The organism is Spirosoma migulaei (assembly GCF_054776855.1).
Window position 1 is genome coordinate 211,820 of record NZ_BAAHBG010000013.1, and the last position, 20,691, is coordinate 232,510.

A 20,691-nucleotide genomic window follows, 5' to 3' on the forward strand; every position below is an offset into this window, starting at 1 on the left:
TTATATCCGAATGATTCTTTACAAGAATAAAGGAATTCTCCCATCCATCTGGCATTTCCATACGGGCCCTACAGCCAAAGCGCTCATGCGTCGGTTAGTTGTGGTAGGCGTTTACGTAACATTGATTACGGTCGCTGAAATGCATTATACCGATTTACGTCTGAAAGATACCCCCGGTTCATTTCTGGGAGCTATGGGTATTTTGTTAAGCCTATTGCTGATTTTTCGGACTAATACAGCGTATGACCGTTTCTATGAGGGACGACAGGCCTGGGGCGAGTTAGTGAACAATTGTCGTAATCTGGCTATCTTCTTTAATGCTGTTTTGCCGGAAGGGGATAAAGAGAGCCGCCTGTTTTTTGCCAAAGCAATTTCCAATTTTCCATTTGCCCTTAAGAATCACCTGCGCGATATGCCCAGGATGGACGAACTGGATATGGTTGAGGAAGGAGAACGACGTGACCTGAATAATTTCGATCACAAACCTGCTGGCGTGGCTAATCAATTATGGGTAAAAACGGAGGCACTCTACCGGGCAGGGCATATCTCAGAATCGCAGCATATCAATCTGAATCAGCACCTAACGACCTTGATGGATGTATGTGGTATTTGTGAGCGGATTAAAAGTACCCCAATTCCGTTTTCGTACATGCTGTTTATCAAGCTGTTTATCATGCTGTATGTAGCCTTATTACCGTTTACGGTTATGGATGCTTTTGGATATCTAACTATTCCAGCCGTTGTGTTAACGTCGTATATTCTGGTTGGGCTTGAAATGATTGGCGAAGAAATTGAAGAACCATTCGGTTTGGAGCGGAATGACTTGCCCCTAAATCAGTTGAGCCAGTTGATTCGGGTAAATGTACACGATATATTACAGATCTATCTGCCTCATGTTGAAAAACAGGCTGCCCGGCCTGGCTTCACGATTGTCACATAAGCTAATCGACTGCTTCGATTATACCTCCATACAGGTGATAAATGGTTTTATGCTGAAATTCTGGCTGGCGGAGTAAATCTTTGGCTGCAACCCGGCTACGAACCCCGTTGGTACAAATCACAATCAGCGGATTGTAAGGAAAGAGTTCAGCCTTTCGGGCACGGATGTCTGGGAGAGGAATGTTTAACCCGCCAATGTTGAACTCGTCAAATTCCCACTCGTCTCGTACATCTAGGACAGCGCTAGCCGGTTGCTGGCGTAGCAATTCGAGATCAGACAAGGAAATATCGGTGTAAGAAGGCATGTCCATATGGCAGCCTAACAATGAACACGCAATCCCTGTTCACTCGACTCATTCACTTATCGGGCTGTTAGTTCCAGAATCTCTATTTCGCCTACTTTGGGTTTGGCTCCCCATCCACACAGTAGCTCGACTTGGTTGCCCGTCTCTCTAAAACGAATTGTAACCGATTTTTCGCCCTGATTATCATTTCCGAGAGCCTTTTGTAAAATAGGTAGTGAGGCCGATGTCGGTTTATAGCGAATCGGGGTCGCAGAAGCACTGGTCTCAAGTCTAACCGATTCTTCGCATCCATCAAAAGGGATCTGATTGCCAACTATATAGGCTGATTCAGTGCGCTCGGATTTTGCTTCAGGTGTTGTTTGTGTTTGACAACCTACAAACTGATATATCACTAAGTAGGTAAATAGGGCGCATATTCTCATGGCTATGTTTTTTTGAGTATTAGACCCTCAAGAGGTACAGACAGTTGTAGCTGGAACGTAAAATCAATCTGTCAATCTGTCAGCAAGGCTCACACTGGAACAAGATTTGACGACAGATCAGCTATATCATTAATACATTCTAACTATACCTTATGGAAGCCGTACAGAACGAGAAGGGCGAGTCCACGCGGGGCCAGATTTCGATCCATACCGAGAATATCTTCCCCATTATCAAAAAGTTTCTTTACTCTGATCATGAGATTTTCCTGCGCGAATTAGTCTCTAACGCTGTCGATGCCACCCAGAAACTGCGTCAACTGACGTCGTTTGGTGAGTTTGGGGGCGAATTAGGTGATTTGAAAGTGACAGTTTCGCTGGATGAGGAAGCCAAAACCATTACGGTTAGCGATAACGGTATTGGTATGACCGCCGATGAAGTCAAAAAGTATATCAACCAGATTGCGTTCTCGGGCGCAACTGATTTTCTGGAAAAATATAAAGACAAAACAGACGATAAGGGCCAGATTATCGGTCATTTCGGCTTGGGCTTCTATTCGGCCTTTATGGTTGCCTCGTCCGTTGAAATCGTTACGAAGTCCTATCGCGACAATGCAGAGCCTGTTCGCTGGGTTTGCGATGGCTCAACCGAATTTGAATTAACGACTGCTGAGCGGGCTGATCGCGGAACGGATATCATTCTGCATATTGCTCCAGATTCTGAAGAGTTTCTGGATAAAGGTCGTCTTCAGTCTATATTAAACAAATACGCTCGCTTCCTGCCCGTACCGGTGGAGTTTGACGGAGAGGTGGTTAATAACACCACGCCCATCTGGACGAAGTCGCCAGCGGAACTAACCGACGAAGATTACAAGACGTTCTACAAAGAGTTGTATCCAATGAGCGAAGAGCCGCTGTTCTGGATTCACCTGAACGTTGATTATCCGTTTAATCTGACGGGTATTCTGTACTTCCCGCGCATCAAAAACGAACTGCGTTTCCAACGGGAGAAAATCCAGTTGTATAGCCGCCAGGTGTTTATTACCGATGAGGTGAAGGACGTAGTACCCGACTTCCTGATGATGCTTCACGGCGTGATTGACTCGCCCGATATTCCCCTGAACGTATCGCGGAGCTTCCTGCAGGCTGATTCGAACGTCAAGAAAATTAACGGGTATATAACCCGGAAAGTCGCTGATAAACTGAACGAGTTGTTCAATGCCGATCGGAAAGCCTTTGAAGAAAAGTTTGATGACATCGGTCTGTTTATCAAATACGGTATCCTGAGCGATGAGAAATTCTGGGATAAAGCCAAGAACTTCGTATTGCTAAAAAATACGGAAGGCGTTTTTTCTACCTTGGACGAGTATCGGGAGAAAATACAGGCTAACCAGACCGACAAAAACGGAACGCTGGTTCTGCTTTATACGTCCGACCGTAAACAACAGCACAGTTATATTGAGTCGGCAACCCGGCGTGGGTATGATGTTTTGCTGATGGATAATGTTATCGACGCACACTTTATCAATGCACTGGAGCAGAAGCTCGAGAAAGTGCATTTCCAGCGTGTCGATGCCGATTCAATCGACAAACTGATTGACAAGGGCCTTAACAACGAAAGCGTATTATCGGAAGCTGATCAGACAAAACTGAAAGAGGTGTTTGAGCAGGTGCTTGACAATAAAATGCTCAATGTGAGTGTGGAAGCCCAGCCAACCGACGAATTGCCCGTTACCATCACCATGCCGGAGTTTATGCGCCGGATGAAGGATATGGCGGCTCTTTCAGGCGAACAGTCATTCTATGGTAATTTACCTGCAACCTACAATGTGGTCGTCAATGCTAACCATCCACTGGTTGCTAAGATTTTGGCTGAAGCCGATACCGACGCTCAAAAATCGCTGGTGAAGCAGCTGTATGACCTGGCACTGCTTTCGCAAAATATGCTTACGGGTGCTGACTTAACAGCCTTTGTCCGCCGGACCGTGGAGAAACTGTAATAGCTGAACTGGTTTTCGGTATTTGGTTTACGGTTTTCTGGTTTAACCGTAAACCAAATACCGAATCTGTTTAGGAGCGGCCATTGTTACTGCGGGGTATCTGGCTTATTGATCCGCCCGCTTGTTTGGGAGCTCGGGTAAACCATACTTTTCGGCGGGATACTAAGCGGCCGAGGATAAAAATAAGGATAAGGACGATAACAGCGACAGCCAGCAAGGGTAGAAAAATACTGAAGATTGATAACCCAATCGATGCAACGTTCTCGCCTGTAGCCACAACGGGATTTCCCACTCCGCCGGTAGTGGCGGTAGAGCCAAGCCGAAGTAAACTTGTTCCTGCCTGAACGATACCGGCTGAGCTTCCCCCCAGAATTGCGCCCAGGCCCCAGTGTAATACTGGATTATCAATTTGAAGAAGCGAGGTGCTAAGTATAGTGCCAGCAATAATAGAGGTAGGCGTGGCAATGGTATCAAGGGCATTATCGAGCCAGGGAATGTAATAGGCCCCGATTTCAAATACGGTAGCCACCGTTAGTCCTAAGATGGCAGGCCAACCACTTAGCCACTCAAAACCGGCCATGGTGTCAATAAAGCCAAGTTTGGTAGCTGCACTGGCAATGAGTAAGGGTACAAATACCCGAAAGCCACAACAGGCGGCCAGACCAACGCCAATACAGGCACTCATAATCCATTCGAAGGACATAATTAGTGAACGTTTTAAGTATTCTGTTTATAGTAGGTAGGTTCTAATGAAAGCCTACTGAGTTTGTAAACTGAATACGGGAAACCGTGTTCAATCTAATTAAAAAACTGCGGATTGAAATTCATCAGAAAGGCTTCGTCCGTTGCTCGGGTAAGGGCTGTATAGAGCCATCGCACAAATTCATCGTTCACCTGACCTTCCGGTAGAAATCCCTGATCGACAAAGACTGCACTCCACTGGCCACCCTGCGCTTTGTGGCAGGTGAGGGCGTAGGCAAACTTTACCTGTAAGGCATTCAGGTATGGGTCGCGCCGGATCGCTTCCGATCGTTCTTTCTTGCTTTTGATGTAAAAATAATCCTTTGCAACGCTCTCGTATAAAGCCTTGTATTGATCCGATGTCAGCGAGGGTACCGGCGTATGCAGGGTATCGAGCATGATTTTCGCGTCGAAATCGGGTTGCTCTTCATAATCGACTAATCGGAGCGTAACGGTCGCGAATCGGAAACCGTGCATTTCTTCTTTATTCCGGATTTTCTGCACCTCGGCAAACTCTCCGTTGGCCAGAAAGCCCGCTGGTGAGTCTTCATCGAGCACGGTGTAATTATTTCGGGCAATCATAAGCATATCGCCCGCATCGAGTTCTTCCTCGCACTGGTCAATCATTCGCCGGACAAACTGATTGTACTGAACGGCTGTTTTATTCGAGCGGCAAATAATGGCTGTATTCTCCCGGCCATACTTATCGTAAGCATACCGAATGCCATCTTCCAGTTTGGTCAGTGGCATTTTATAAATATCAGTAAAGGAGCGAACATTCAGACGTATGGCAGGCATATCTGCCGATGGTGACGATGTGTTATCAGTCAGGAGGGCATCGAAACCAACTGCTTTGGGCGTATGTGAGCCATCATTTGTAAGTAACATGCGTAAACCCGTAGCATTGTAAAGAATACCTGATTCTTCCTCCTGACGCATCACTTCGGTCAACTCCTGCTCATATACGGTCATGTCGAACGCACTGGCCAGAAACCCCCGATCCAGGGCAGGGCTTAACTCACGACCAACAGGAGGAAGCTGAGCAGTATCGCCAACGAGCAGCAACTTGTTGCCGGGCCCTTCAAAAACAAAGTCAATCAGGTCGGTTAATAAGCCTTTGCCACCAAAATCGGCTTCATCGGAAATCATCGACGCTTCATCGACAATGAAGAGGGTGTCTTCGTGGTAGTTTTTCTGCCGTTGAAACGCCAGCGTTCCTGAACCCGGATCGGCTACCTGTCGATATATTTTCCGGTGAATCGTTTGCGCTGACTTTTTGGCGTAATTGGTCATAACCTTAGCTGCCCGACCCGTAGGGGCTAATAGAACCGATTTGTAGCCGAAACGGGGCAACACCTTAATGAGCGTGCCAACGAGTGTGGTTTTACCTGTACCCGCGTAGCCACGTAAGAGAAAGCAGTCGCGATAGTGTTCAACATCTTCCTGAGCGATGAATGCACCAATTTGTTCAAAGAACTGTGTTTGACCAGAAGTAGGCTTAAAGGGGAACCGTTTAGCCAGCAAATCAGCAGCTGTTTGGGTTTCGTTCATGCTTCTAAGTTACAAAAAAACAGGCAAAGGAAAAAGTAAACGGATACCCTTCTCCAGGAGGAAAGGAAGATGTTTTTAAGTTATTTTTAATCCTTTCTCCACTTTCCCTTTCGTCCTTTCTCCTTTTTTGTTATTTTCACCGACAACTAAATCCTTCTGACTCACATGAAAATTCGTCAAATCCTTCAGGGCAAAACGGTGAACGCCCTTTACTCCGTTTCGTCGGACCAAACCGTACTGGATGCACTCAGGGTAATGGCCGAAAAGAATATCGGTGCTTTATTAGTTGTTGATAAAGGGGTACTGACGGGAATCTTCTCCGAACGTGACTATGCCCGGAAAGTAATTCTGAAAGATCGGCATTCGGATGATACGCTCATTGCCGATGTTATGACCGCCAATGTGATTACCATTGGGCCAGACCAGCGGCTGGAGGAGTGTATGCAAATTATGTCAGATAAGCACATCCGTCACCTGCCTGTTATGGATAATGGAGAACTCATGGGAATTATTTCAATCAACGATGTTGTAAAAGCGATTATCGTAGACCAAAAAACCCGGATCGACTCATTAGAAAGTTATATTTCTGGAAGCCCGTATTAAGTAGTATTAGTAGTTAGTAGCGAGGAGTGAGGATAAGGATTGCAGGCATTCTCACTCCTCGCTACTAACTACTAATACTTAAAATCTCATACCTTTGCGTCCCCAATACCAATTATGCCATGACGCAAGTAATGGATTTTCCCGGCCTGTCCTCTGCTGATGCAGTAGATTCGACCCGCGAAGAAGTACAAAAACTATATGGAAATCGCCTTCGTTTGCGGGTATGTGGCCTGTATCGGGAAGGAGATCGTTTATTAATGGTTCGGCACCGGGGTATCGGGCCAACAGATACGTTCTGGTGCCCGCCGGGTGGTGGACCGCAGTTTAATGAGACAGCGCCCAACGCTTTAATTCGGGAGTTTATGGAAGAAACGGGCCTGGAGGTGGAAATTGGCGATATGTTGTTCGTGAACGAATTTATCCAACCACCCCTTCATGCCATGGAGTTGTTTTTTGAGGTTCGCGCAACGGGTGGTTCTGTTCGACTGGGAATAGATCCCGAAATGAGCCTCGACGGACAAATTATTGAAGAAGTCAGGCTGATGAGCTTCGAGGAAATCAAACGCTACCCGCCCAAAGAGGTGCACGCGTTATTTCAGTATTGCGATTCACTCGATGATGTATTCCGCCTTCGTGGCTATTTGCAGTAATAAGTAGAAAGGCCTGGTATTGCTGACCTGACTATTAAAAAATTCAACGGTTTATTGATTTTTTCCTTCACTTGTTAGTTCGCTGAAGTTGTGCAAATCGCTGTGACCCTCGCACCCACCGTAACCATCCATGCTGACTCGTTCGATCCGAGGCAAACCGATAAATCGGTGCTTTGCCTTGAAGTAGGCCGGGATCGGTTTCAATTATTGGTTCAGGATAAGCGCGGCCGGGCTTTGTATCTGGAGGACTACATGTTTCCATCCCTGTTGACCGATCGACCGCTGACGAGCATCCTTCCTGATGTATTCCGCGATCATGCGGTGCTATCGGCTGGCCCCTGGCAGGAGATTCGGATTGGTGTCAATTCGCCATCGTTTACCCTGGTTCCACAGCCACTCTATCGTAAAGAATATGCTGGTAGCTATCTGGCGCTAATGAGAGGAAGTGAACTACCCGCTCACGAGTTTGCCCAGGCCTACCCACATGAGTCGGAAGGGTTTCTAACGGTATTCAATCTGGAACACCCACTTGCCGATTATTTTTCGGAAGTGTATCCGCTTCAGCCGTTGACATTCGTGCATCAGGTTAGTGCACTGATACAAGCTACTGCCGATTTAGACCGACGTTCGCTGACACCTGATACCGTTTATTTATATTTTGAAGACGAGTTTGTATCAATCATATACCGGAAGGAGCATCAACTACGCTATTGTAATCGGTTTGGGTATAAAAACGTCCAGGATTTGGCCTATTATGTTCTGTATGTGATTGATGAACAGGGGTTAATGATTGACAACGTTAACTTATCCTTATATGGTGAAATCACACCATTTGCGGAGGCCTATACCGAGTTGAGTCGATTCCTGCCCAATTTGTCGTTTGGACAAACACCTCCTGGCCTGATATTGGCCAATGAATTTGAGGACTTACCAGCTCATCGGTATTTGAGCTTATATGGATTAGGTTTACTGAGTGAATGAGTGAATGCCGTCCGGCAATTTTAGTCACTTATTTATCCATTCGCTCATTTACTAACTCACGTGAATTATGAAGCGTATCGCTCTGTTCCCTGGCTCATTTGACCCATTTACCAAAGGCCACGAAGACATTGTATTAAGAGGTTTACGACTATTTGACGAAGTCGTTATTGGGATTGGGCGTAATGCACGTAAAGAGCGGTATTTCCCACTGGAACAAATGACCCAGTTAATTGAGGGTGCATTTGCCGATTATTCGGCAGTACGGGTTATGAGCTACGATGACCTGACCGCGAATGTTGCCCGTGACATTGGCGCAAAGTTCCTGCTTCGGGGGCTGCGAAACACCACTGACTTTGAGTACGAAAATGGTATCTCGCAGGTGAATCGATACGTTTATGAAGATGTTGAAACGGTTTTTTTAATTACCTCTCCTCAATTAGCGCCTATCAGCTCCAGTATTATTCGCGACCTGCATCGCTATGGCCAGCAGGTGGATGAGTTTTTACCCTATCAATTGGAAAAAGCGAAGGCCGTATAAACTGGATATATGGATGCATCAATCGATCAGGATCTGGCGCGGATTGCGCTTCAGGAACAGCAGCTTCAATTCGACGCTTTTACGCACGATACGGCCTGGCAATTGGGCACTCGACTAAAAGAATCTGTAGAAGCCCGTGGTAAAGCCGTAGCCATCGACATTCAGTTTATGGGTCAGCCCTTATTTTTCTTTGCCATGCCCGGTACTACACCCGATAATGTGGATTGGATACGTCGGAAGCGGAACGTGGTGCTGCGTTATCACCGGAGTTCGTACGCCGTTGGGCTGGAGTTGAAGAAAAATCAAACCACACTCATGGATAAGGCTGGGCTTCCCGATCGTGATTATGCCCCCCACGGGGGTTGCTTCCCGCTTTGGATTCGAGGAACGGGCTGCATGGGTACCCTTACTATTTCAGGTTTGCCACAGCGGGAAGATCATAATGTACTAGTTGACGTTCTGGCAACCTGGTTGAATCATCCAATTCACGAGTTGGCGTTGGATACTCCTAGCTAGAAAAGACAGTTGATGAAATAGGGCTATTCCTTTTCTAACGCCCGGATATCGGCAATAAGATTTTGCACGGACGATATATTGAGGCCATTGTAAATGCCACGAATGCGCCGTTTTTTATCCGTTAGCACAAAATTTTCGGTGTGTAAAAAAACGTCGGTGTCTCTTTTTTCGCCAAGATCTTCTTCGACGAAGTAGAATTTTCGTCCGAGGTTATATATTTCTTCTTTACTGCCAGTAAGCAATAGCCATTTACTGGCATCTATTTTTCTGGACTTGGCAAATGTCTGTAACCGGGCCACGCTGTCTTTGTCCGGCGTTACGGAGTGAGAAATAAGCTGAATGTTTTTATCGAGGAGGAAGGTATCCTGTAACACCTTCATGTTCGTGGTCATGCGTGGGCAAATGCCTGGGCAGGTCGTAAAAAAGAAATTAGCGACACATATCTTCCCATCCATGTTTTTTTCGGTGAATGCCTGCCCCGTGTGCGCAGTAAGCTTAAAAGGCCGTATGCGATGAAAATTGTCCGATACTTCTTTGTCAAAATGGGGAGTGAAGTCAGAGGTGTTATAATAGGGTAATTTCCGTTCCTGCGGCTGCTCACAGGTGGTCAGCAGGACAATCAATACAACCAGTAAACTATAGTTAATTCGTTGTTGGTATGTAGTTGACATTGATAAGGGTTGCAAGGCGGGAAGGTACAGTCTGTTTATTGGGATTTTATTTTCTGCTTACGAAGTGTGTAACAAAGTGCGGCTTGTTGTAGGCCGTATCGATGGCCATCTTTGGCTACATAGTTCAGATACAGTTTTCCATTCTCTCGCCAGCCTTGTTGGAGCCCATCTTCATGGTCATCGGTGTAGGTAGTAAATAAATAAGGCTTGCCATTCTTGTACCATCGTTTTTGTTGACCTTCTCGTTTTTCGTCAAAATAGGTGTAATCAAATTTAAGGATTCCCCCCTCCGGCCAATAGCCATAATGCCGGCCCGTACTCAGGTTATTCCTATAAAGCCGCACTTCATACGGATGTCCATTTTCATAGAAACTTTTATACCGGCCATGTAACATTCCCTGATATACGGAGGCATAGGTTTTTACGGTGCTGTTCGGGTAAAGCTCTTTTAGAATACCCGAATATTTTTTGTTGTTCAACAGATAAATGCCGTTAAGCACCGCCAATCTTTGGTCACTCCCTAACACAGTATCCTTTGGAATGCCCGTTGTGTCAATGGTGTAATCCTTCGCCTGTATTAGTGTGGTCGTTGCTGTTGATTCATTACTACAACTGCTTATTGCCACCACCAAGCAGCAATAAGCAGTTGCCAACAGAAAGATTCTATTGTGTGAATGTCCCTTTGGTGCCATAATAGCTACCCGATTTAAGGATGTAATAGCCCGTATTTAGATAGTTCTCATTTCGAGTATGGTAATGGTAAATTCCATCTGGAAACTCAGTAGTAGCAGCGGTATGGCCATTATAAGCATCAAGGTTGCTCGGGTAGGTGCCATCTTTATCCTTGCGACCGTATAAAGGGAAACCATCTCGTAGAAATCCTACTAGTTTGGCATCATCTGTCGTTGTATACGTACCCGTAACGTGATAATGATAATCGCCTGCTTGCGCTGGGTGAGCACCAGCTCCATCAAACGAGGTGATGGTCCCCGCGTTTAAGGCGACATTACCCCCTTCGTTATTATTGAAAATAGGGGCACCCGTGATTGCCAGTCCAATAGCCCCAAGCGATGTTTCCTCATGGGTGCTTGCCCCAGCAGGTTTGGCTGGAATGGTCATGGTATAGTTTTGAGCAACCATCGTATTGGGGTTGGCAGCATGACCCGACGGAAAAGGTTCATACAACGCATTGCCAACACCCCAGTAAGGCGTTTTATGATTGGGACGACCATCGCTTTTTAATATCAGGTTATCACCACTGGTGGTAATTGTAACCCCGCTTGCAAACTTGGCCTTCACCACGCTGGTAATATCCACACTACCTGTAGTAATAGGTGTGGTTGTGCTGGAGGTGTCATCGCTCTTGCTACAGGCCAGCACGCTTAATAGCAACATTGGAAATATTAGTTTCTGCATTTTCTTTAGTTTTCCTGTTGGACGGATGATTGGTCTTCGGGTCATTAGACGACCAGTTGAAAAAAAACCTACGGCTACCAGAAAACTTTTTTGCTAGATAATCAATGCAGATTATTCTTGGCCATGAAGCCTCCACCCCCAGAAGGCAGACTGAATTCGATAATGCGAAATGTATTGCTGTGTAAGCCCAGAAGCTCCTAAAGTATGGAGCTTGAATTGACGAAAAGCAGATTACCCTGATGAATAAGACGGGCGTTTGATTCGTGATTGTGCCTGGTAAATGGGCTGTTTTTGGCGTAAAGTGTGCATGGGTAAGGTTCGTCCCGACGCAAAGATTACACTAATACAAGCGAAGTGGCAGATAGGACTCAGTCGCCCGTTTCCCGAACTGGCGTTAAATCTATACTATAACTGACCTGCTGTTGGACGTTTTCAGGAAACCAATTTGCTCTCTTACCTATACGTTAGAACCCTTTCCGGCTTCATCAATAACAAATCGAATGGAGCTAAAGGAGTTCGTGAGGGCCAATTTCGTTTCTTTGGGGTTGAGCCAGGCCAGTTTCTCAATGTCCTCATCGGCCTGAGGTGTCATACGGCTATCATCTAACACGCTCATTCTGTACCACTTAGTTCGTTTCAGGATACGGTTGCCGTTAAGTTTATAGGTATGCCAGGTGGTGCAGATCCGTTCACTAACGGCTACCCGAACTCCAGTTTCTTCTTCTACTTCGCGGGCAGCCCCCTGTTTCGATGATTCGCCAGCGTCTAACTTCCCTTTGGGAAGATCCCAAACACCCCGACGGAACATCAGCAGTATTTTGTCTCCCTTATAAACGATACCCCCCGCTGCTTTAATGACTTTAAATGGCTTTTTAATGGCCTCTTCGCAGGCTTCCTTATCAAGGCAGCCCAACGTAATAGACAGCAAATGACTGGCATCTGCTTTTTGAAGAAGATTGAGAACTTTACTGACTGTGGCTGGAGTTGTGTTCAGGACTAGTAGATGCCCGTGCAGGGAATCTTCCTTGAGCGACTCTAAACGTGCATCGACAATCTCATCATAATCAGTAAAGGTCGGACTATTCGACCCAGAATTGGTAAGTTGCGCAGCGGCTTTGGGGCCAACGAGCCGGATTGGGCGGTCGTTAATAAAAACAATCATCAGAACAATAAGCGGATCAAGTCGTAAAAGTAGTGAAACTGACGGTCTGTCACACGGTCAATTTAGTTGCAAACCAGTTCAGTTTCTATATTTTTGCAATAAGTCAACCTTCTTCCTTTGTGGAACTCCTCATTATATTACTCCTGACAATCCTGAACGGTGTGTTCTCGATGTCAGAAATTGCCTTAGTTTCATCGCGAAAGTCCAAATTAGAAACTGCCGCCAAAAACGGTGACCGCCGGGCGCAGGTAGCGCTCGATCTGTCGAACTCGCCCAACCGATTTTTGTCAACAGTACAGATCGGTATCACCCTGATTGGTATTTTATTAGGTATTTTTTCGGGCGATAAACTGACTGACGATGTTCAGAATTTTGTTGCCCAGATAGATATTCTCCGGCCTTATGCGCACTCGGTGTCCGTTGTACTGGTTTTGTTTCTGCTGACCTATCTCTCGTTGGTCTTTGGCGAACTAGTGCCGAAACGCATTGGTCTGTCGAATCCCGAAGGCATTGCCAAAACAATGGCAGCCCCCATGATTTTTCTTTCGAAACTAACCTCACCCTTTATCGCACTTCTTACGGTTTCGAGTGATTTGTTGCTTAAGATTCTGAATATCAAGCCGAATGAGAGTGCCGTAACGGAAGAAGAAATTAAAAGTTTGATTCAGGAAGGGACCTCGGGTGGCGCCATTGAGGAAATTGAACAGGAAATTGTTCAGAATGTATTTCAACTTGGCGACCGCAAGATTACCTCGTTGATGACTAACCGGCAGGAAATCATTTATCTGGATCTAGAAGATGAACCTGCCGAAAACAAAGCCAAAATTCTGGAGTACAAGCATTCTGTATATCCACTTTGTAACGGCAGCGTCGATGAGGTGGTGGGCCTGATTTATTCGAAAGATTTTCTAGGAAAAGACCTCGATACTGAACTCCTGCGCTTGACTGATATGAAGCGGGATGCGTTGTTTATCCCCGAAAATAACAAAGCTTATCAGGTATTGGAGCGCTTCCGGGAACGGCGGCAGTATGTTGGCGTAATCGTTGATGAGTACGGGGGTGTTCTGGGAGTGATCACGCTTAACGATATCCTGGATGTGCTGGTTGGTGACATTAATGACGATATTCACTCCGATTACGAAATCCGTGAGCGGGAAGATGGCAGTTTCCTGATTGATGCTCAATTGCCATTTGAAGATTTTCTCTCTTATTTTTCCATTAATATCAATGCCCAGGCTAAACGGGAATTAACGGGTTTCGATACGCTCGGTGGTTTTGCGCTCCATATCCTGAAAGACATTCCCAAGGCAGGGGAAACGTTCGTCTGGCATAAGTACCAGTTCGAGATTGTGGATATGGATAAAAGCCGGATCGATAAGATTTTGGTGAAGAAATTAATCGAAGAATAATTCCTGTTTATAAACAGCTATCGGGTGTTACGGGTTATCAATGAGAACTAAACTCATCGACGCCCATGCGACACTTCATGCTTAACCCCAGCGAGTTAACCGGCGGTGACTCCAGCCGCGTGCAAACCGGTATGGAAAATGATCCTAATGCTGATGAGGAAGTCATTGATCAGCGCGATGGTCTCTCGCCCCAGGAATCCTATCCCGAGCCAGTTAGTTCTGACCAGATTGAGTCGAGCGATGCCCAGCCCGCCAAAATTGCACCTGATGATCTGGCCGATTCAATTGCGTATGCGCTTGATGGGAGCGGACCAGGCCCTACCAATGCAAAGCCCAATGTATCGGGTCACGATGTAATTACAGAAGGCACTTCCGGAGCCGGGCCCGAAGAAGAGGAAGCCCTTTTTGGCAAGTAACTACACGACTTCCTTATACTGCATGCGGTACAAATTAGCGTAGAAGCCCTCTTGTTGTAGCAATTCTTCGTGATTACCCTGCTCAACAATGCGGCCTTTGTCGACCACAATGATGTTATTGGCTTTCTGAATGGTCGACAGACGGTGAGCGATTACGATAGCTGTACGGCCTTTCATCAGCTTGCTGATCGCATTCTGAATCATCTCCTCCGTTTCGGTATCTACAGATGAAGTGGCTTCGTCAAGCACAATGATTTTTGGGTCCTGAACCATAGCCCGAACAAACGAAATCAATTGCCGCTGTCCAACCGAGAGGGTGGAACCGCGTTCCATGACGTTGTATTGATAAGCGCCTGGAAGTCGTTCGATGAAGTCGTGAACACCGACTAATTTTGCTGCTTCCACAATTTTATCGTGGCTGATTGTTTTATCGCCCAGGGTAATGTTGTTTTCTATGGTATCGGAGAACAGGAAAACGTCTTGTAGCACAACGCCAATATTCCGACGTAAATGCCCTAGCTCATATTCATGAACGTCGACGCCATCGATCTTGATTTCGCCTTTGTTAATATCATAAAAGCGACTCAATAAGTTAATAATGGATGATTTACCCGCGCCTGTTGCGCCCACAAAGGCTACCGTTTCGCCCGCGTTGACCCGGAACGAAATATCGCGGAGTACCCAGTCTTCATTATTATAGGCAAACCAAACACGGTCAAATTCGACTTTTCCCTGAATAGCTGTAGGCGTATAAGAACCGTTATCAACGGTAAATTCGTCGCTATCTAAAAGCTTTAGAATGCGGTCGGTGCTAACAATACCCATCTGGAGTGTGTTGAACCGATCGGCCAGCATCCGAATAGGACGGAAAAACAAGTTGATGAACATCACGAATGCTGTAACCGTCCCGAACGTAACATCGGAGTGAATAATCTGCGTTGCTCCATACCAGACGACCAAGCCAACCGCTACTGCCGAAATAATATCGGCAACGGGGTAATAAACGGAGTAGTACCAAATGGAGCGAATGTTAGCAGCCCGGTGTTCGTCGTTGATAACCCGAAACTTTTCGGCTTCAATTTTCTCACTACCAAAAATCTGGACAATGTTCATGCCCGTAATATGCTCCTGCACAAACGAGTTCAGGTTGGCAACCGCAGTCCGCACCTCATTGAAGGATTTTTTGATTTTCTCCTTGAACACATAGGTGCTGAATAACATCAACGGAATGGTCGACAGGCTGATAGCCGCCAACCGCCAGTCGGTGTAGACCATCACCCCAATAATCAGGACTAATTGTAGAATATCACCTGCAATAGCCGCCATACCTTCGCTAAACACATCGGCCAGGGTTTCTACATCCGAAATGGACCGCGTAACCAATCGACCGATAGGGGTGTTATCAAAGAATTTTAGGCGCAGATGCAGGATTTTTCTGTATAACTGCGTCCGAATATCACGGATCACGTATTGACCTAACCAACCTGATAAGTAGGTATTTAGGAATTGAATGACTGCCTGAACCACCAGTACACCAATCATAATGACCAGCATTTGGGTCAACTTCTGGTAGTCGCCTATCGCGATCACGTTATCGATCGTATAGCGAATGAGTAAAGGTGTTAGTGGTGCCAGGCAGGCTGCCAGCATAATAATCCCTATCAAAAGATAAAAACGAGTTTGATAAGGTTTTACAAACGCATATAGTCGGCGGAGAATGGCGAGGTCAAAAATCCGACCGCTTTTCTGTTCTTCGTTCACGGAAAGCAAAATGGCGAGTTCAAAACGGTAACAGCATTTTCCGGCCGAACGTTTCCGAATTTGGTCCATAGCAAACGGAAACAGTAAGAACGCTATCGTTTGTCGCTTTAACAGCTATCTACGTAATCAAGCATCGAGATGAATCGCCGAGACTTTGTTCAGAATACCGCTGTTGCCGGACTGGCAACCCAGATTTTACCCTTCCCAATTTTTGGGCGAAATGCGCCCAGCGAAAAAGTGGTCATTGGCCTGATTGGCGTTCAGTCGCGGGGGAGTTGGCTGGCGGGTATTTTTTCAAAACTGCCCGGTGCCGAAGTGGGCTATATCTGTGATGTAGAAGACGGGGCCATTGCCAACGGGCTGAAAGCGGTTGAAAAGGCGGGACAAACCCGTAAGCCAACCGTTATAAAAGACTTACGTAAATTGCTGGAACGAAAAGACCTCGATGCTGTTGCCATCGCCACGCCTGATCACTGGCACGCTCCGGCAGGTATTCTGGCCTGTTCGGCGGGGAAACACGTATATGTTGAAAAACCATGTGGGCATAATCCGCAGGAAGGGGAGTGGTTGCTGGAGGCCGCTCGAAAACATAATCGTATTGTACAAATGGGTAGCCAGCGCCGGTCTTGGCCAACGCTGCAACAGGCGGCTAAAGATATTCAGGATGGCGCTATTGGAAAGCCTTATTTTGCTAGGGCCTGGTATTACAATAATCGAAAGCCAATTGGAACCGGCAAATCCATTGCGGTTCCTACCACCCTCGATTGGGATTTATGGCAGGGCCCAGCTCCGCGAAAAGGGTATCAGGATAATGTTGTTCCCTATAACTGGCACTGGTTCTGGAATTGGGGAACGGGCGAAGCGTGCAACAACGGTACGCATGAACTTGACTGCTGCCGTTGGCTGATGGGCGTGGATTTTCCGACCAAAGTAACTTCTGCGGGTGGTCGCTATGCCTATAAAGGCGACGACTGGCAGACGCCTGATACGCAGATCGCTACCTTTGAATTCGGTGACAAGGCGACCATTACCTGGGAAGGGTTAAGCTGTCAGGCATTTGGTCCCGAAAAAAGCGGACGTGGCTTTACTATTTATGGCGATAAAGGAGTACTGTCTGCTCCACAAAGTGGGCCAGATTACCAGATTCTGGATTTAGGGGGCAAAGTCATAAAAGATGTAAAGGGAGATGCACCGACCAGTACCTCTACGAATGCCGTCAGTCCGGGTGGCGAACAATTGGATGCCTATCACCTGGATAATTTCCTGGAAAGTGTCCGGGGTAAGTCAAAGCCCAACGCCGATATTGCACAGGGACACAGATCAGTATTGCTGTGCCATTTGGCGAATATTTCCCAACGCACCGGAAGTATTGTTCATACAGATCCATCGAACGGCCATATTCTCCATGACAAAGAAGCCATGAAGCTGTGGGGACGTGAGTACGAAAAAGGATGGAAGCCTGTTGTTTAATCGTCATTATTTGTCAAGTGTGGTCATGAATTGTCATTTGTAGTACATAGCCAGTGATTGGCAAAACGGTATCGGAATTAGGACAATGATTGACTACAGAATAACAATGACTGACGGCGAATGACAATAACTATATGAAACGACGCACATTTGCCCGGTTAGCTGCCGCGCTGCCAGTTAGTGTAGGCATTAACCCGATTGCGAGTTTGGGGTCTGCTTCAGGTGTTTCGGAAGATACCAAAGCCCCTATCGATGACCGCGCTTACTGGCTCCAAACGGTATTGAAAATTGCCGATCCGGTTTTATCGGCTTTAGCGCAGAATCGTTTAAAAGCGACTATGCCCGTAGAATCGGCACCTGGTCAGCAGGCAAGCCGAATAGACGTTTCACATCTCGAAGCCTTGGGACGTACCTTAGCTGGCCTGGCTCCCTGGCTTGAGTTAGGGGCAGATGATTCGCCAGAAGGTCGTTCACGGCAAACGTATCTGGCGCTGGCCAAAAAGGCCATTGCGAATGGTACGAATCCGCAGTCAGTCGATTATCTGAATTTTACGAAAGGGGGGCAACCATTGGTCGATTCTGCATTTCTGGCGCATGGCTTGGTTCGCTCGCCCAAACTTTGGCATTCGTTAAGTGCAGAGGAACAGGCTAACGTGGTGAAAGCCTTACAGGCGAGTCGGGTTATTAAGCCGGGTTATAGCAATTGGCTGTTGTTTACGGCGATGGTCGAAGCTGCCTTGCTGAAATATACGGGTTCTGGCGATGAGGTCCGGATGGACTACGCCATTCGACAACACCAGGCCTGGTACAAAGGCGATGGTGCCTATGGCGATGGCCCTGATTTTCATTGGGATTATTACAATAGCTATGTCATTCAGCCCATGTTGCTGGATGTGGTTAAAACGCTGGTTGACGCTGGAAAAGCGGAGAAAAGTTTGTACGAATCCTTGCTAACTCGCGCCCAACGTTATGCGATGATTCAGGAGCGATTGATTAATCCCGATGGTTCGTTTGCTGCATTCGGACGCTCCTTAGCCTACCGATGTGGAGCGTTTCAATTGTTGTCGCAGATTGCTTTGCAGGGAAACCTACCGCCAGAGCTGTTGCCAGGGCAAGTCCGCTCGGCACTAACTGCCGTGATGCATCGAACGATGGACGCACCGGGTACGTTCGATGCAAAAGGCTGGCTGCAAATCGGGTTGTGCGGTCATCAGCCTTCTATTGGCGAAACCTATATTTCGACGGGAAGTTTATACCTGTGTTCAGTGGCGTTTTTGCCGTTGGGCTTAGCTGTGTCAGATCCCTTCTGGTCGGCACCTGCTACAGACTGGACATCGAAAAAAATCTGGTCAGGACAGGACGTGAACGTCGACCATGCGATAAAGGGGTAAGTTATTTACGGGAGCGAAGATAAGCATTGAGTTTGACGAAGGATGAGAGCACTTCTCCGCCATGAGGGGTCTTTCTCAATGAAATTTTGAATAATACCCGTTAATGTAGCGCCAATTCGGGGATCGGTTGAATAGGCGGGTGGTGCTTTTTGCAGGGTTAGAAAAACTTCATAGGTACGATCGGCGAGCACAAATTCGCTGTCTTCAAAGAAAGGTTGCTCTTCGAACGTAACGGAATAAATTCGTTTATCATCTGTAGTGAATACATACGCTCCGTTAATAAAATAAGGCCTGTATCCTTCAATAGGCGGGTTTTGCATCTTTCAATAATTCCTGAATTCGCCCCGAGTCGCAGTCTTTTTGAAACTGTTCCTGTAGCTCTCTCTTCCGTTCCTGACTTCTAATTAGCCAGGCGAGTGCCTTTTCGGGTGTTATTTTTTCTTTTTGCTGTGTTTCCATGACGAGGACGGTTTTCTTTCAAAAGTACTTATTTGTCAGTAACAAATGAAACAGCCAGGCGGGTTCAATACAAAAAGCCGGGAACTAAGGCTCCCGGCTTTTTAGCTTACTGTTTTTGAGTGGCTTAGCCCACCGTTCCGCCATTCCAGACTCCGTCGCTAGGCGCGATGAGAGCGAGTTTTCCATCGCGGTCTTCCGCCATCAGGATCATCCCCTGCGACTCAAAGCCCATCATTTTTCGGGGTGCCAGATTGGCCAGGAACGTTACCTGCTTACCAATGATTTCTTCGGGAGCGAAGTGCTTGGCAATGCCGCTTAGAATTTGACGACCACCGAGGCCATCATCAACTTTTAGTTTGAGTAACTTATCGCTTTTAGGGACGCGTTCGGCTTCGGTGATAGTGCCGATTCGGATGTCTAGTTTGGCGAAATCGTCGTACGTAATCTCAGGCCGTAGTTCGGGTACTGTTTTGGTTTCTAGTTCATTCATTCGTTTCGCATTCAGCAATTTCTGAATCTGTGTATTAATTTCGTCGTCTTCTATTTTCGCGAACAGTAATTCGCCTTTGCCTAAGAGGGTTCCCTCAACCAGAAGGTCAGCTCGGCCTGCATTCGTCCAGTTGAAATGCTCGGTAATGCCCAATTGGTTGCGAAGTTTCTCTGAGGTGAACGGCAGAAATGGTTCACAAACAATACTCAGGTTGGCCGAGATTTGAAGCGCGATATTCAGGATCGTATTGGCTCGCAGCGGATCGGTTTTGACCACTTTCCAGGGCTCGGTTTCGGCAAGGTATTTATTGCCAAGTCGTGCCAGATCCATCAGAAGTCCTAATGCCTCCCGGAATTTATAATTCCCAATCGATTGCCCGATTCGGTCGGGAAACTGCGCTAGCTCATCTATAACCTGTTTATCGTAGTCCGTTAATTCGCCACGGACAGGCACTTTGCCATCGCAGAATTTCTGTGTAAGGACTACTGCCCGGTTTACAAAATTGCCGAAGATGCCCACCAATTCGGCGTTGTTACGGGTCTGGAAGTCTTTCCAGGTGAACTCGCTGTCTTTGGTTTCGGGCGCATTAGCCGCCAGCACATAGCGCAATACGTCCTGTTTGCCGGGAAGTTCCTCCAGATATTCGTGCAGCCAGACCGCCCAGTTGCGCGACGTACTAATCTTATCACCTTCGAGGTTCATAAACTCATTGGCGGGTACGTTATCGGCCAGTATATAGCTGCCTTCGGCCATCAACATCGCCGGCAATAGTTGTTCCACCCGGTTCGTGGCATTAGTCAACT

23 protein-coding genes are annotated in these 20,691 nt (G+C 46.8%); 11 read left to right on the forward strand and 12 right to left on the reverse strand.

All coding sequences use genetic code 11. The annotated features are described in order from the left end of the window. The first annotated feature begins 10 nt into the window (after positions 1–10). Positions 11–940, forward strand: coding sequence for a bestrophin family protein (locus ACYVGO_RS16595; protein WP_460970232.1), 930 nt, complete (start codon positions 11–13; stop codon positions 938–940). Between the two features lies 1 nt (position 941). Here the strand turns inward: ACYVGO_RS16595 and ACYVGO_RS16600 are convergent, their stop codons facing one another. Together ACYVGO_RS16600 and ACYVGO_RS16605 are read right to left on the reverse strand one after the other, a co-directional pair. Continuing rightward, positions 942–1,250, reverse strand: a complete 309-nt coding sequence (locus ACYVGO_RS16600) for a rhodanese-like domain-containing protein (RefSeq protein ID WP_460970233.1) — start codon at positions 1,248–1,250, stop codon at positions 942–944. Positions 1,251–1,300: 50 nt separating this feature from the next. Next, positions 1,301–1,666: a hypothetical protein gene (locus tag ACYVGO_RS16605; RefSeq protein WP_460970234.1), complete on the reverse strand. Its 366-nt coding sequence runs from the start codon at positions 1,664–1,666 to the stop codon at positions 1,301–1,303. Positions 1,667–1,818: 152 nt separating this feature from the next. Between ACYVGO_RS16605 and htpG the strand changes: the two genes are divergently transcribed. Beyond that, positions 1,819–3,663 carry a molecular chaperone HtpG gene (gene htpG, locus ACYVGO_RS16610; protein ID WP_460970235.1) on the forward strand — a complete coding sequence of 615 codons (1,845 nt, stop codon included), beginning with the start codon at positions 1,819–1,821 and terminating at the stop codon, positions 3,661–3,663. Positions 3,664–3,733: 70 nt separating this feature from the next. Here htpG and ACYVGO_RS16615 read toward each other — a convergent pair whose 3' ends face one another. Then, positions 3,734–4,366 carry a DUF4126 domain-containing protein gene (locus ACYVGO_RS16615; RefSeq protein WP_246859535.1) on the reverse strand — a complete coding sequence of 211 codons (633 nt, stop codon included), beginning with the start codon at positions 4,364–4,366 and terminating at the stop codon, positions 3,734–3,736. Positions 4,367–4,461: 95 nt separating this feature from the next. Further along, entirely contained in the window at positions 4,462–5,955 is a 1,494-nt protein-coding gene (locus tag ACYVGO_RS16620; RefSeq protein WP_460970236.1) for an ATP-dependent DNA helicase, read from the reverse strand. A gap of 165 nt (positions 5,956–6,120) precedes the next feature. Here ACYVGO_RS16620 and ACYVGO_RS16625 point away from each other — a divergent pair, with 165 nt between their 5' ends. The 5 genes from ACYVGO_RS16625 to ACYVGO_RS16645 all read left to right on the forward strand — a co-directional run bounded on the left by ACYVGO_RS16625 (position 6,121) and on the right by ACYVGO_RS16645 (position 9,243). After that, on the forward strand, positions 6,121–6,558 hold the full coding sequence (locus tag ACYVGO_RS16625) for a CBS domain-containing protein (RefSeq protein WP_460970237.1): 438 nt from the start codon (positions 6,121–6,123) through the stop codon (positions 6,556–6,558). Positions 6,559–6,677: 119 nt separating this feature from the next. Continuing rightward, positions 6,678–7,208 (forward strand): NUDIX domain-containing protein, encoded by a 531-nt coding sequence (locus ACYVGO_RS16630; RefSeq protein WP_142772342.1) that lies wholly within the window; start codon positions 6,678–6,680, stop codon positions 7,206–7,208. A gap of 102 nt (positions 7,209–7,310) precedes the next feature. Next, positions 7,311–8,189 (forward strand): DUF3822 family protein, encoded by an 879-nt coding sequence (locus ACYVGO_RS16635; protein WP_142776697.1) that lies wholly within the window; start codon positions 7,311–7,313, stop codon positions 8,187–8,189. A 67-nt stretch (positions 8,190–8,256) separates the two neighbouring features. Further along, the gene (gene coaD / locus ACYVGO_RS16640; RefSeq protein WP_142772343.1) at positions 8,257–8,727 is read left to right on the forward strand and encodes a pantetheine-phosphate adenylyltransferase; all 471 of its coding nucleotides are present in this window, start codon (positions 8,257–8,259) and stop codon (positions 8,725–8,727) included. A gap of 9 nt (positions 8,728–8,736) precedes the next feature. Then, positions 8,737–9,243 carry a heme-degrading domain-containing protein gene (locus tag ACYVGO_RS16645; RefSeq protein ID WP_460970238.1) on the forward strand — a complete coding sequence of 169 codons (507 nt, stop codon included), beginning with the start codon at positions 8,737–8,739 and terminating at the stop codon, positions 9,241–9,243. Between the two features lie 23 nt (positions 9,244–9,266). On the opposite strand, the gene ACYVGO_RS16650 is transcribed toward ACYVGO_RS16645, so the two are convergent. The 4 genes from ACYVGO_RS16650 to ACYVGO_RS16665 all read right to left on the reverse strand — a co-directional run bounded on the left by ACYVGO_RS16650 (position 9,267) and on the right by ACYVGO_RS16665 (position 12,492). Beyond that, positions 9,267–9,914: an SCO family protein gene (locus ACYVGO_RS16650; RefSeq protein WP_460970240.1), complete on the reverse strand. Its 648-nt coding sequence runs from the start codon at positions 9,912–9,914 to the stop codon at positions 9,267–9,269. A gap of 35 nt (positions 9,915–9,949) precedes the next feature. Continuing rightward, positions 9,950–10,606 (reverse strand): toxin-antitoxin system YwqK family antitoxin, encoded by a 657-nt coding sequence (locus tag ACYVGO_RS16655; RefSeq protein ID WP_460970241.1) that lies wholly within the window; start codon positions 10,604–10,606, stop codon positions 9,950–9,952. After that, a complete protein-coding gene (locus ACYVGO_RS16660; protein WP_210422463.1) occupies positions 10,578–11,330 on the reverse strand; it encodes a YHYH protein in 753 nt (250 codons plus the stop codon). The genes ACYVGO_RS16655 and ACYVGO_RS16660 overlap by 29 nt, the downstream gene beginning before the upstream one ends. Before the next feature lie 457 nt (positions 11,331–11,787). After that, positions 11,788–12,492: an NUDIX hydrolase gene (locus ACYVGO_RS16665; RefSeq protein WP_460970242.1), complete on the reverse strand. Its 705-nt coding sequence runs from the start codon at positions 12,490–12,492 to the stop codon at positions 11,788–11,790. A gap of 119 nt (positions 12,493–12,611) precedes the next feature. On the opposite strand from ACYVGO_RS16665, the gene ACYVGO_RS16670 reads away from it, so the two are divergent. Both ACYVGO_RS16670 and ACYVGO_RS16675 read left to right on the forward strand, forming a co-directional pair. Next, positions 12,612–13,901, forward strand: a complete 1,290-nt coding sequence (locus ACYVGO_RS16670; RefSeq protein ID WP_460970243.1) for a hemolysin family protein — start codon at positions 12,612–12,614, stop codon at positions 13,899–13,901. Between the two features lie 65 nt (positions 13,902–13,966). After that, a complete protein-coding gene (locus ACYVGO_RS16675; protein WP_460970244.1) occupies positions 13,967–14,317 on the forward strand; it encodes a hypothetical protein in 351 nt (116 codons plus the stop codon). On the opposite strand, the gene ACYVGO_RS16680 is transcribed toward ACYVGO_RS16675, so the two are convergent. Continuing rightward, positions 14,318–16,078 carry an ABC transporter ATP-binding protein gene (locus ACYVGO_RS16680; RefSeq protein WP_460970426.1) on the reverse strand — a complete coding sequence of 587 codons (1,761 nt, stop codon included), beginning with the start codon at positions 16,076–16,078 and terminating at the stop codon, positions 14,318–14,320. It lies immediately after the preceding gene. A gap of 138 nt (positions 16,079–16,216) precedes the next feature. Between ACYVGO_RS16680 and ACYVGO_RS16685 the strand changes: the two genes are divergently transcribed. Both ACYVGO_RS16685 and ACYVGO_RS16690 read left to right on the forward strand, forming a co-directional pair. After that, positions 16,217–17,548, forward strand: coding sequence for a Gfo/Idh/MocA family protein (locus ACYVGO_RS16685; protein WP_142772352.1), 1,332 nt, complete (start codon positions 16,217–16,219; stop codon positions 17,546–17,548). A 134-nt stretch (positions 17,549–17,682) separates the two neighbouring features. After that, positions 17,683–18,939, forward strand: a complete 1,257-nt coding sequence (locus tag ACYVGO_RS16690; protein ID WP_460970245.1) for a DUF2264 domain-containing protein — start codon at positions 17,683–17,685, stop codon at positions 18,937–18,939. A gap of 5 nt (positions 18,940–18,944) precedes the next feature. Here ACYVGO_RS16690 and ACYVGO_RS16695 read toward each other — a convergent pair whose 3' ends face one another. The 3 genes from ACYVGO_RS16695 to metG all read right to left on the reverse strand — a co-directional run. Continuing rightward, positions 18,945–19,259, reverse strand: coding sequence for a hypothetical protein (locus ACYVGO_RS16695; protein WP_460970246.1), 315 nt, complete (start codon positions 19,257–19,259; stop codon positions 18,945–18,947). Then, positions 19,240–19,398 carry a hypothetical protein gene (locus tag ACYVGO_RS16700; protein ID WP_168207777.1) on the reverse strand — a complete coding sequence of 53 codons (159 nt, stop codon included), beginning with the start codon at positions 19,396–19,398 and terminating at the stop codon, positions 19,240–19,242. The genes ACYVGO_RS16695 and ACYVGO_RS16700 overlap by 20 nt, the downstream gene beginning before the upstream one ends. A gap of 124 nt (positions 19,399–19,522) precedes the next feature. Beyond that, on the reverse strand, positions 19,523–20,691 hold a 1,169-nt coding region (gene metG, locus ACYVGO_RS16705), incomplete at its 5' end, for a methionine--tRNA ligase subunit beta (protein WP_460970247.1).

Coding starts and splice junctions, on each gene's coding strand:
- ACYVGO_RS16685 (WP_142772352.1), top strand. CDS start 16,217: ATGAATCGCCGAGACTTTGTTCAGAATACCGCTGTTGCCGGACTGGCA.
- ACYVGO_RS16660 (WP_210422463.1), bottom strand. CDS start 11,330: ATGCAGAAACTAATATTTCCAATGTTGCTATTAAGCGTGCTGGCCTGT.
- ACYVGO_RS16675 (WP_460970244.1), top strand. CDS start 13,967: ATGCGACACTTCATGCTTAACCCCAGCGAGTTAACCGGCGGTGACTCC.
- ACYVGO_RS16655 (WP_460970241.1), bottom strand. CDS start 10,606: ATGGCACCAAAGGGACATTCACACAATAGAATCTTTCTGTTGGCAACT.
- ACYVGO_RS16630 (WP_142772342.1), top strand. CDS start 6,678: ATGACGCAAGTAATGGATTTTCCCGGCCTGTCCTCTGCTGATGCAGTA.
- ACYVGO_RS16650 (WP_460970240.1), bottom strand. CDS start 9,914: ATGTCAACTACATACCAACAACGAATTAACTATAGTTTACTGGTTGTA.
- ACYVGO_RS16595 (WP_460970232.1), top strand. CDS start 11: ATGATTCTTTACAAGAATAAAGGAATTCTCCCATCCATCTGGCATTTC.
- ACYVGO_RS16695 (WP_460970246.1), bottom strand. CDS start 19,259: ATGCAAAACCCGCCTATTGAAGGATACAGGCCTTATTTTATTAACGGA.
- ACYVGO_RS16690 (WP_460970245.1), top strand. CDS start 17,683: ATGAAACGACGCACATTTGCCCGGTTAGCTGCCGCGCTGCCAGTTAGT.
- ACYVGO_RS16645 (WP_460970238.1), top strand. CDS start 8,737: ATGGATGCATCAATCGATCAGGATCTGGCGCGGATTGCGCTTCAGGAA.
- ACYVGO_RS16605 (WP_460970234.1), bottom strand. CDS start 1,666: ATGAGAATATGCGCCCTATTTACCTACTTAGTGATATATCAGTTTGTA.
- ACYVGO_RS16615 (WP_246859535.1), bottom strand. CDS start 4,366: ATGTCCTTCGAATGGATTATGAGTGCCTGTATTGGCGTTGGTCTGGCC.
- ACYVGO_RS16600 (WP_460970233.1), bottom strand. CDS start 1,250: ATGGACATGCCTTCTTACACCGATATTTCCTTGTCTGATCTCGAATTG.
- ACYVGO_RS16625 (WP_460970237.1), top strand. CDS start 6,121: ATGAAAATTCGTCAAATCCTTCAGGGCAAAACGGTGAACGCCCTTTAC.
- ACYVGO_RS16700 (WP_168207777.1), bottom strand. CDS start 19,398: ATGGAAACACAGCAAAAAGAAAAAATAACACCCGAAAAGGCACTCGCC.
- coaD (WP_142772343.1), top strand. CDS start 8,257: ATGAAGCGTATCGCTCTGTTCCCTGGCTCATTTGACCCATTTACCAAA.
- ACYVGO_RS16665 (WP_460970242.1), bottom strand. CDS start 12,492: ATGATTGTTTTTATTAACGACCGCCCAATCCGGCTCGTTGGCCCCAAA.
- htpG (WP_460970235.1), top strand. CDS start 1,819: ATGGAAGCCGTACAGAACGAGAAGGGCGAGTCCACGCGGGGCCAGATT.
- ACYVGO_RS16620 (WP_460970236.1), bottom strand. CDS start 5,955: ATGAACGAAACCCAAACAGCTGCTGATTTGCTGGCTAAACGGTTCCCC.